Source organism: Candidatus Aegiribacteria sp. (genome assembly GCA_021108005.1).
Taxonomy (GTDB): Bacteria; Fermentibacterota; Fermentibacteria; order Fermentibacterales; family JCC-6; genus Aegiribacteria.
The window spans coordinates 43,707-53,598 of the sequence record JAIORS010000069.1 but is presented as its reverse complement, the minus strand read 5'-3'; the positions used below and the strand labels follow the sequence as shown (position 1 = coordinate 53,598).

The window sequence follows — 9,892 nt, the reverse complement described above, 5'->3', positions numbered from 1 at the left end:
AAGAACATGACGCCAACTTCGCCCTTTTCTACCGGCTTCCGGTGAAAGGGCTCACTATCGGTGGATTTTATACCGATCTGGCTATGGAAACGAACCCTGAAATTGAGGGGTGCGAAGACGCGTCAAGGTACGGTATCGGTCTCGACTTCGAAGCGGACGGGATAGCGGTAAGAACAGAGGTTGTAAATGTAAAAGGTATAATGCCGGGAATGCGTCCGCAGGGCTGCACGGATACAGGTGAAAACGTGGAGAACAAGTGTCTGCTCGCCCAGGCCGGTTACAGCTTCAATACCGGATCGGAAGAGATTCCTTCAATTACACCGTATCTCAGTTACCAGAGCTGGGATCGCTGGAGCAATGCCGATTCAGGAGATTACGAGTTTTCATGGCTTACAGGTGGAGTGAAAACCTGCATAGGCAGTCCGGACACCTACATCACTCTGGATTACCGCATTCCGTCCGCCACTCCGGACGGATCAAGTGAAGATGCCTCTGTATTAACCGCAAGGTTCGGCCTGGCGTACTGAAAGGATACAAAATGAAATATATAGCAGTTGTTCTTTTAATTCTTTCCGGATCCGGTTTAAGCGATACGTTCGACCTGTTGCCGGTAGCGGATACGTACACACTCCCTTCCGGCGGCTGCTACGGGGCTCTGAACTACATGCAAATCGCGAATAAACCCGCCAGCGGGCATCCCGACGAGAGAGCAATGATGCTTTGGGATCTCTCTGAATACATGGGAGCGACGTCGACCAGTGCTACACTCTTCATAAACATCTTCTTCCAGTGTCCTTCAGCTGCCGGAACGTACACTGAATTCTATCATGCGACGGAATCCTGGGACGAGAACTGGAGCGGGGCCCATGTTCAGCACGGTTCAACATCCTGGCTGTCGTATCACTATTCCAATCCTGGATGGGTCGGAGTCGATGTTTCTGATCTGGTTCAGGCATGGCTGGACGGGACAATCGAGAACCACGGCATTGTCCTGCAGGTGGCAGGTGTGTATCCATGGACCAAGTTCCACTCGCGGGAAACCTCAGCCAACAGCCCGTATCTCAGACTTGTATTTCCCCAGGCACTGAATCCGGATACATGGGGAGCGATAAAAGCAGCGTTCTGATGTTCATCGTGATAACTTCCCGGTGAAAAATCAGGGAAGGTGAGATTGAAAGATGATATTTAAAAGCATATTCACGATTCTATGGCCGGGCAATGGATTCGTTAGAACGCCAACGGCTGTTACTATCAAATTGGATTGTTGGAACAGTTGAAGACTTAGCCTGGACAATACTATATATTATTAATACCTAATAGAGGAAAAAATGATGGTTGAGCACTTCGATCTGTAGTATGAGGATTATATTAAGAGAACGATGAGAATAATCCCCGGGGTTTACTGAGAATACGAGCCCTTCACCGATCACGCATCGGACTATTCAACTGAGGTGGTACGAAGGAAAAGGGAAAGGTAAAGTTGATGAAAAAAATCTATCTAAAAACGTTCCTGATTACATTGGCTGCATTCGGAGCAACCTATATGCTTCTTGTGTTCTCCTCAAGGATATCATCCGAATTCTATTCCGTCGTTGGGGTCCTGTTCGCGATTATGGCTCCTGCCGCTCTTGTCCTTTCGGGAAGAAGGAAATTCAACACCTTTACCCGAAATATGTTCGGGATAATATCAGGGCTGTTCCTCTGGGGATTTATCGGCGAATTCCTTGAAGTGAGAAGCCACCTGGTAATTGCTGATTCAAGCTATCTGCCCATACTGCTTGTACTGGTTTCAATGCTTGTTGTAATACTCCTTCAGAACGGCATTCGGAAGTCATACGGTTTCGCGTTCGGGCACTTTGCCGGTATCTGGGGGCTGCACATGTGGATGATTTACCAGTACGAACATCTCTCGAGAACCCACTGGAGTACATATGCGTCGGCAGGCGCCGCGCTTACCCTTGGGATACTGGCAGTGCTTCTCTCCGGAAAAACTCATAGAACAAGCCGGAAGATGGCTCTGTCTGTTGCTTCTCTTCTTCTATTCTGGACTGTTCTGGAGTACGTATGGGGATGGAGGCTCATTCCGGGACCATACTCTATCTGATAAACGAACTATTCCTTCACTCACCCGCTATTTCAAATGAAAGCATATCTTCCCTGCTGGAACAGGAACAGCCTTTGCACGAACCGGACGCGGAGCATTCTGCGGATACAGCCCGGATCCTTCCCTTCCGCATAAGAACATCAAGAATCGGCTCCAGCGCGGCCGATTCTATTACAAAGTAACCTGCCAGTTCACGGAGGGAGAGCCTTCCGTGCTTCTCGAGCAATTCAAGTACTTCTGTCAGCATTACGCGGAAACTACCATTCTTCTGGACATGAATTTCAGACTGACGTAAATCAGTCCGAGGGTTCCAATGGCTATCGATATCCACATCGCGGAACCGGCCGGATTGTCAGTAAACGTTCCTATCTGGTAGAAAAGAGTGCTTACCACCCATGCGAGAATACTGAGGTAGACCGTGGAGAACATCGCCCAGCGGAGATTCGTCTCGCGGTAGATAGCCGCAATAGCTGCCACGCACGGCGCGTAGATAAGTATGAACAGAAGGTAAGCGTAAGCTCCCACTTTTCCGTTGAAGTGCTCCTGTATGGCGGCAAGAGTACCGGTTTCAATCTCTATTTCTTCCGCGGCTTCTTCCGTATTGCTCAGATCATCGCTTATCTCAACACCCATCGGATCTCTCAGCGCTCCTCCGAAATTCCTGAAACCGTCCGGTATCGCGGCAAAGGATTCAGCGATTCCAGCCCAGAAATCGAAAGGTTCTTCTTTCTTCATTGACGGCGGAGGAGTTCGAGTAGTATGGTCAGTTTTGTATAGTGAAATTGGTTGATATTGGGTCGGATATGCTGTTTTGTGTGATTTTTGTGAAATGGTGATAATCCAGTATCCTTATGTTTATGCAGGAGTATCGGCAGAGTAAGGATTGTGAGGTTATTTATATCAAGGTTGATGCTGAATGAAAAAGTATTCAATGGATGCATTAGTTTATTTTAATATTTGCTGTTCAGTTCTCATCCAATCAATCTTGAATTCTTAGTAAAGAGGTTTAGAAAATCTATGGCATACTACAACAATCAGAATGATGCGTACGAAAGGATATTTGATATTGTCGATAATGCTCTACCTGAGCTAGAAGGAGCACTACTAAAACTCGCTCTAATAAGAAAAGAAGATGGATCAATCTATATTTCCAATGGTAGGATTGTGTTTCAACAAGAAGTTGAGAGCAAAGAACAAATTTTTGAATATCCCAAGATGATATTGTACAGCAAGTGGTTAACCATTCCGGAGATCAAGAAGACTCTTCGATCAATTCTAACTGGGAAATGGCAATTTCTAGATCAAATTATTTCTAGAGAGTACGCTTTATGGGATGATAATGTGAGACTTCCGGACCAGAATTCTGTTTCTGGATGGAGAGAATTCGCCTTCGTAGGAAGATCACAAAACAGGGAGAATTCAGATTATAATTATCAACCGCTAGTTGCATTTGGAAAACCTGCATATGCATCTGAACTCCTTGCGGTAGCAGAATGGATTTATGGTGACTCAAACAAAGAACAATTCGTTCGGGGTATGGATCAGCTTGAAATTGTGATACCGGACAAGCGAGGGAGGATAGAGGCTGCGATGTGGGGACCAGACTCATTAACTGTTGACGTAAATACAATTCTCTCCACAGGGGATTTATCGCTACAGATTATTGAGAAATCAGGTAGTGGCCTTCGAAGGAACGAGGGTGAACTCAGTAATAGTAATGATACACTATCAAAAAAAAAGTTTTTTGCCGAAATTGATGACTCAACTGATTCGGTTGAACTCTACCTTATTCATCGGGATAATTCGCTTTTAGATTTTGCCAAGATGCAAGTGAAGGGCAAGGATTACGAAGCTGTGGATGGAGAAAGAACTATCGAGGATATTGCCATAGATGATTTTGAGAATGGCGAGGGAGATACAGTTGAATTCAAGTCGTGGATCGAAAAGGGTCATAAGAAGGAAAACGAGTTACTGAGAACTGTTGTCGCATTCTCAAATACATTGGGAGGAAGAATTTACATTGGTGTGAGAGATGATGGAAGTGTGCAGAATGGAACCATGCTAAAAAATGCATTCAAATGTGCCTACCAGGATGCATTGAATCTTGCGGTGAAGAGGGTAAAAAAGCTTATTACTGAGAGTCTTAAACCCTTACCTGAATTCCAAGTTCTCATTTTGCCAATGGCTGGAGAGAATGTAATTGTAATCGAAGTTCAGGAAGGATACAACACACCTTATGCTTTACATGACAATTCCATACTTGTAAGACGGGGTGCAACAATCAAAAAACCGGAGCCTTCGAAGGAACTACTTTATTTGATTCAAAAGAATCCAACCAATCGAGGTATCTTTGTTTAGAACTGTACATATTTAGGAATACAGATTGTGTTTGTTTGATTGGAGGAGTTCTTTAGGGATAACGTGAAGAACTGGATTGAAATAGCGTGTTATAAGAAAGGAGTTGCATTATTATGGTTTTTAACTGGGAGAGCATTTCAACAGAAAGAAAGATAATTAAAGGTATCAGGCGTCTGGTCGATGTTTTTGATTTTGAGTTAGAAAGATCGCCTATGTTTAAGGTGAAGATATTTGAGTATCCAGGTTCAAGGTTTCTTGCTTCTTCAAACTGCAAGATATGGGGACCTGATCAAGGTTCTCCTTACAGCCATTGTTCTTTGTATGGAACGATTGAGGAAACTGTTTCTGCTCTATTAACTGGATACGAGAACTACTACAGCCCAGAGTGTCCCGATGAGTTACTATTTTGGGTATTCCCTAACGAAAGTCATGATATAGCAACATTTTTGTACATTGACGGATCAGGCGAGTCTGTACCGTATGAGGAAGTACTGAGAAGAAGAGCGTTGAGAAAATAGCGATTAACCTTCATCTATAACCTTAGAGAATGAATGCAGGGAATAGCAACCGGCAGTGTAAGGCTTTTAAGGTGATATATATTAGAGCAGGCAATGAAGGGGGTGTAAATGAGTAATGCATTAGACCGGCTGACCATCAGAGGTTTCAAATCAATAAGAGAACTGAATGATTTCAAGCTAGGAAATTTGAATGTCTTTATCGGGGGAAATGGTGCTGGTAAAAGTAATCTCATCGAATTCTTCCGAATGCTGCAGAAAGTAATGACTGGCAACTTGAACGAGTACATTCGATCAGGTGGTGGTATTAGTGATTTTCTATTTAATGGTCCTAAAATAACCTCAGAAATGCATTTTGAAACTCGTTTTGGCATACGAGGTTATCGCTTCAATATTAAACCAGGTCTCTCTGAGAATTTTGCTATCGAGGATGAGGCTCGTTATTACGAACCTGGAAGAACTGGTTGGTGGGAATTAGGTAGCAGTGCTGACGGTAGCTCTTTGCTTGTTGATGAGGCTCTGAGCGATTCACGAGACAGTAAATACAGCAAACCTGTATATGAGGCAGTAACTTCGTGGAAGATCTACCACTTTCACGATACAAGCGTTACAGCAGGAATGAGACGTCTCGAGATTGTTCAGGATAAAAAGTATCTGCGTTTTGATGCATCCAACATTGCTCCTTATTTGCTTCGGCTAAAGAAGCAGCATGCAGGCATATATCAGGAAATTGTAAATTCTGTACGATTGGTTATGCCTTTCTTCGATAAGTTTCTATTAGATGTTGAGATTTTTGGAGAAAAGCAGAAAGTGAACTTATCCTGGTTGCAGAAGGGATCTGATTATCCAATGCAACCACATCTTTTTTCTGATGGTTCAATTAGATTCATTTGTTTAGCCACTGCACTTCTTCAGCCTAATCCTCCAGCGGCTATTATTATCGACGAACCCGAGCTTGGGCTGCATCCATCTGCTATTTCTGTACTGGCTGAGTTGATTCAGGATGCTTCTCGCCGCACACAAATTATTGTTGCTACACAATCTCCAGCTCTGGTAGATCATTTTGAAGTAGAAGATGTTGTCGTGGTTAATAGAGAAGACGGTGCATCCACTTTTAAAAGGCTGCGACTCTCTGACTTCAGCTCATGGCTGGAAACCTATTCTGTTGGTGAGCTATGGAGCAAGAATGTCATTTCCGGTGGACCTGTGTATGAATAAATCAGCGGAGATCATCGCCATCGTCGAGGGAAAAACAGAGCAAATATTCATACAGAGTATGGTTAGCCCGTATCTTTATACTAAAGGCGTTTACATTACGCCAATTATTGCTTCCAAGCCGGGACAAAAAGGTGGAGACATTAAATTCTCCAGAATAAGAAAAGACATTGAACTCCATCTCAAACAGCGTAGTGATACTTATCTGACTTTGTTTTTGGATTACTATGGTCTTAAACGTGATTGGCCTGGTTACTTGGAATCAAGAGAAAAAAGGACTTCAATTGAGAAAGCAAATGTAATCAATTTTGCAACAATGGATGCGGCAAAGAAAATGTTTGGTGAATACGTCACCGGGAAACGCTTCGTCCCGTACATATCCATACATGAATTTGAAGCTCTGTTGTTTAGTGATCCTTCAGTACTTTCTTCTCATCTCAATGTATCCGAGTCTCAAGTTACTGATATTGTTACGGCTTGCGGGTCACCGGAAGAAATTAATGATTCTCAGCAAACTGCTCCTTCCAAGAGATTGCTCAATCTTTCAAAGCGATTCAAGAAAACCACTACCGGAATCACTGTTGCCAATGAGATTGGTTTAAAAAAGATCAGGGAATGTTGTCCGATTTTCAATGAGTGGCTTACTGTTATTGAGAGTATTGGAGAGGGCTGATGATCCGGTTAGCAGTTTTGTTTTTTTACATCAATGCCAACTGATAATAACATTGGAGTGATTTAATCAGTGTAGTGTTAATTGATACAGTCCGATACTGATGTAAAATGTTTAGTAAACTTATTTACCTGATGTTTTACAACAAATTCAAATTCAGATGAAAAAAGTTCGGTGACTGAGAGGTTCATCATCAACAGGTAGAATTGATGATTAACCGGATATGTTGTTTTACATAACTACTCCGCTATCTCGAATGAAAGCATATCTTCCCTGCTGGAACAGGAACAGCCTTTGCACGAACCGGACGCGGAGCATTCTGCGGATACAGCCCGGATCCTTCCCTTCCGCATAAGAACATCAAGAATCGGCTCCAGCGCGGCCGATTCTATTACAAAGTAACCTGCCAGTTCACGGAGGGAGAGCCTTCCGTGCTTCTCGAGCAATTCAAGTACTTCTGTCAGCATTACGCGGAAACTACCATTCTTCTGGACATGAATTTCAGACTGACGTAAATCAGTCCGAGGGTTCCAATGGCTATCGATATCCACATCGCGGAACCGGCCGGATTGTCAGTAAACGTTCCTATCTGGTAGAAAAGAGTGCTTACCACCCATGCGAGAATACTGAGGTAGACCGTGGAGAACATCGCCCAGCGGAGATTCGTCTCGCGGTAGATAGCCGCAATAGCTGCCACGCACGGCGCGTAGATAAGTATGAACAGAAGGTAAGCGTAAGCTCCCACTTTTCCGTTGAAGTGCTCCTGTATGGCGGCAAGAGTACCGGTTTCAATCTCTATTTCTTCCGCGGCTTCTTCCGTATTGCTCAGATCATCGCTTATCTCAACACCCATCGGATCTCTCAGCGCTCCTCCGAAATTCCTGAAACCGTCCGGTATCGCGGCAAAGGATTCAGCGATTCCAGCCCAGAAATCGAAAGGTTCTTCTTCTACTTCGGAACCCCTCTCCCGCGAGTTCATTCCACTGTACAGTGTATCGAGTGTACCGACAACGGCTTCCTTCGCGAAAATGCCCGTGAACAGACCGACGGCCGCCGGCCAGTTTTCAGAGGTAAGTCCCATCGGGTAGAATATGGGAGCTATTGTTTTACTGATCGCGGATAGAACAGAATTTTCTGAATCCTGGTTGCCGAAGCTGCCGTCCGTTCCAATTGAGCCGAGGAAGCTGAGTACAATCACAACAATGATGATAACTCTTCCTGCTCTCAGTATGAAACTCTTCAAACGGTAGATCGTATGGTACATTATTCCCTTGAATGTCGGGAGATGATACGGTGGCAGCTCCATAACAAAGGTTGATGTCTCGCCCTGAAGGATCGTTCTCTTGAAGAGAAGCCCCGTTCCCACGGCCAGAAGGATTCCCACCATGTACAGACTGAAGAGCACAGAACCTCCGTTTCGCGGGAAGAACGCCGCTACGAAAAGAGTGTAGACCGGCAATCTGGCTCCGCAGGACATGAATGGATTCATCATTATCGCGAGAATCCTGTCCCGATTGTTCTCGAGTGTACGGGTTGCCATTATCGCAGGTACATTGCACCCGAATCCCACAAGCATTGGAATGAACGCTTTACCCGGAAGACCTATCACCCTGAGAGACCGATCCATTACGAATGCGGCTCTCGCCATATAACCTGAATCCTCAAGGAGAGAAAGGCAGAAGAAAATAAGGAAAATGGGTGGAATGAAGGTCGCGACTGTCTGAATACCGCCGCCTATGCCATCTGACAGAAAAGTTACAAGGATTTCCGGCAGTTTGAATATTTCAAGAAGAACCCTGAATCCGTCCACAAAAATGGTTCCCGTTAAACCGTCGAAAAAATCAATGAAAGGAGCGCCTACATGTATCGTGATGACGAACATCATGTACATAACCCCGAGAAATATGGGTATCCCCAGAATTCTGTTGAGAATAACCATATCGATTCTATCGGATACGTTTCTCCGGACTTCACTTGTCCGATGCACCACATCCTTTGAGAGGCCGTGTATGAAACCGTATCTTCCATCAGCCATGATGATATCCATATCATCACCAACATGCTTTTCAACCTGTTCTATCTCGGATTTAAGAGAGTCACAGGGAACGGAATCACCGCACAATTCAATCGCGTACTCATCGTCTTCGAGTAACTTGATAGCAAGCCATCTGGGATCTACTTCGTTCTCTTTCGATATCTGTTGCACTCTGTTCTGAATGATATGTATTGCCTTTTCAAGTACCGAGTCGTAAGCAACCTTCGTTTCAGGAATGGAGCGATTCACACTTTCCCTGTTAATCATATCCTTCAGTTCATCGATTCCCTTGTTTCTGGAAGCAACGATAGGAATAACAGGACAGTCGAGATGCCTGGATAGATGTTCAATCTCGATCTTTATTTTCCGTTTTGCCGCCAGATCCGTCATGTTGAGCGCGACAATCATTGGAACTTTCATCTCAAGCAGCTGGGTTGTCAGGAAGAGATTGCGTTCCAGATTGGTAGCATCAAGAATATTTACTATAAGGTCCGGGTGTTCTTTGAGAATGTACTTCCTTGCAATTGATTCATCTATTGAGAACGCGGTAAAGGAATAGATACCGGGCAGGTCTGTTACGTCAACTTCCACATCATCATGTTTATAGCTTCCTTCAATTCGATCCACTGTTACGCCGGGCCAGTTGCCGACTCTCTGTCGGGATCCGGTTAAAGCGTTCAGAAGCGTTGTTTTGCCGACATTCGGATTACCTGCTATCGCGATTTTAATATTTCTCATTTTTCTCTCCGTGTATTCAGTCTACGGTGTCGATGATAAGAACGTCAGCTTCGCTTTTTCTCAGCGTGATCTTCTGGCCTTTCAATTCGATTTCAACAGGATCCCCCATGGGCGCTTTCCTTAGAAGCCTGAGCCTGCTGCCTTTCACGAGTCCCATTCTCAGCAGTTTATGACGGTATTCCCTGCTGCCCTGTTCGTATCCCGTGATCTTCGCTTCTGAACCGATATCAAGATCGCCGATTTTCACAATGTTTCCC

The 9,892-nt window shown here is 44.5% G+C and carries 12 protein-coding genes; 7 read left to right on the top strand and 5 right to left on the bottom strand.

Annotation, left to right across the window (positions count from 1 at the left end):
- The 3 genes from K8S15_04450 to K8S15_04440 form a co-directional block, all read left to right on the top strand.
- Positions 1 to 527 (top strand): hypothetical protein (locus K8S15_04450; GenBank protein ID MCD4775286.1); only part of this gene is annotated, 527 nt, incomplete at its 5' end.
- An 11-nt stretch (positions 528 to 538) separates the two neighbouring features.
- Positions 539 to 1,126, top strand: a complete 588-nt coding sequence (locus K8S15_04445; protein ID MCD4775285.1) for a DNRLRE domain-containing protein — start codon at positions 539 to 541, stop codon at positions 1,124 to 1,126.
- A gap of 357 nt (positions 1,127 to 1,483) precedes the next feature.
- Positions 1,484 to 2,104 carry a hypothetical protein gene (locus K8S15_04440; GenBank protein MCD4775284.1) on the top strand — a complete coding sequence of 207 codons (621 nt, stop codon included), beginning with the start codon at positions 1,484 to 1,486 and terminating at the stop codon, positions 2,102 to 2,104.
- A gap of 16 nt (positions 2,105 to 2,120) precedes the next feature.
- Here the strand turns inward: K8S15_04440 and K8S15_04435 are convergent, their stop codons facing one another.
- Positions 2,121 to 2,351, bottom strand: a complete 231-nt coding sequence (locus K8S15_04435; protein MCD4775283.1) for a FeoC-like transcriptional regulator — start codon at positions 2,349 to 2,351, stop codon at positions 2,121 to 2,123.
- Entirely contained in the window at positions 2,351 to 2,839 is a 489-nt protein-coding gene (locus K8S15_04430) for a hypothetical protein (GenBank protein MCD4775282.1), read from the bottom strand. Before K8S15_04430 ends, K8S15_04435 begins: the two co-directional genes overlap by 1 nt.
- 282 nt (positions 2,840 to 3,121) lie before the next feature.
- Between K8S15_04430 and K8S15_04425 the strand changes: the two genes are divergently transcribed.
- From K8S15_04425 to K8S15_04410, 4 genes are all read left to right on the top strand, one after another.
- Entirely contained in the window at positions 3,122 to 4,462 is a 1,341-nt protein-coding gene (locus K8S15_04425) for an ATP-binding protein (protein ID MCD4775281.1), read from the top strand.
- Positions 4,463 to 4,575: 113 nt separating this feature from the next.
- Complete coding sequence (locus K8S15_04420; GenBank protein ID MCD4775280.1) at positions 4,576 to 4,980, top strand: hypothetical protein; 405 nt, start codon at positions 4,576 to 4,578, stop codon at positions 4,978 to 4,980.
- A 108-nt stretch (positions 4,981 to 5,088) separates the two neighbouring features.
- Positions 5,089 to 6,195, top strand: a complete 1,107-nt coding sequence (locus K8S15_04415; protein ID MCD4775279.1) for an AAA family ATPase — start codon at positions 5,089 to 5,091, stop codon at positions 6,193 to 6,195.
- Positions 6,188 to 6,865 carry a DUF4276 family protein gene (locus K8S15_04410; protein MCD4775278.1) on the top strand — a complete coding sequence of 226 codons (678 nt, stop codon included), beginning with the start codon at positions 6,188 to 6,190 and terminating at the stop codon, positions 6,863 to 6,865. Before K8S15_04415 ends, K8S15_04410 begins: the two co-directional genes overlap by 8 nt.
- 236 nt (positions 6,866 to 7,101) lie before the next feature.
- Here the strand turns inward: K8S15_04410 and K8S15_04405 are convergent, their stop codons facing one another.
- The 3 genes from K8S15_04405 to K8S15_04395 are packed head-to-tail and all read right to left on the bottom strand — an operon-like array spanning position 7,102 to position 9,882.
- On the bottom strand, positions 7,102 to 7,329 hold the full coding sequence (locus K8S15_04405; protein MCD4775277.1) for a FeoC-like transcriptional regulator: 228 nt from the start codon (positions 7,327 to 7,329) through the stop codon (positions 7,102 to 7,104).
- Positions 7,329 to 9,635: a Fe(2+) transporter permease subunit FeoB gene (gene feoB / locus K8S15_04400; GenBank protein ID MCD4775276.1), complete on the bottom strand. Its 2,307-nt coding sequence runs from the start codon at positions 9,633 to 9,635 to the stop codon at positions 7,329 to 7,331. The genes K8S15_04405 and feoB overlap by 1 nt, the downstream gene beginning before the upstream one ends.
- A 16-nt stretch (positions 9,636 to 9,651) precedes the next feature.
- Positions 9,652 to 9,882 (bottom strand): ferrous iron transport protein A, encoded by a 231-nt coding sequence (locus K8S15_04395; GenBank protein ID MCD4775275.1) that lies wholly within the window; start codon positions 9,880 to 9,882, stop codon positions 9,652 to 9,654.
- Positions 9,883 to 9,892 lie beyond the last annotated feature (10 nt).

Bases quoted from the DNA above. Each gene is read 5' to 3' on its own strand.
- K8S15_04420 (MCD4775280.1), top strand. From the start codon at position 4,576: ATGGTTTTTAACTGGGAGAGCATTTCAACAGAAAGAAAGATAATTAAA.
- K8S15_04425 (MCD4775281.1), top strand. From the start codon at position 3,122: ATGGCATACTACAACAATCAGAATGATGCGTACGAAAGGATATTTGAT.
- K8S15_04445 (MCD4775285.1), top strand. From the start codon at position 539: ATGAAATATATAGCAGTTGTTCTTTTAATTCTTTCCGGATCCGGTTTA.
- K8S15_04405 (MCD4775277.1), bottom strand. From the start codon at position 7,329: ATGCTGACAGAAGTACTTGAATTGCTCGAGAAGCACGGAAGGCTCTCC.
- K8S15_04440 (MCD4775284.1), top strand. From the start codon at position 1,484: ATGAAAAAAATCTATCTAAAAACGTTCCTGATTACATTGGCTGCATTC.
- feoB (MCD4775276.1), bottom strand. From the start codon at position 9,635: ATGAGAAATATTAAAATCGCGATAGCAGGTAATCCGAATGTCGGCAAA.
- K8S15_04410 (MCD4775278.1), top strand. From the start codon at position 6,188: ATGAATAAATCAGCGGAGATCATCGCCATCGTCGAGGGAAAAACAGAG.
- K8S15_04435 (MCD4775283.1), bottom strand. From the start codon at position 2,351: ATGCTGACAGAAGTACTTGAATTGCTCGAGAAGCACGGAAGGCTCTCC.
- K8S15_04430 (MCD4775282.1), bottom strand. From the start codon at position 2,839: ATGAAGAAAGAAGAACCTTTCGATTTCTGGGCTGGAATCGCTGAATCC.
- K8S15_04415 (MCD4775279.1), top strand. From the start codon at position 5,089: ATGAGTAATGCATTAGACCGGCTGACCATCAGAGGTTTCAAATCAATA.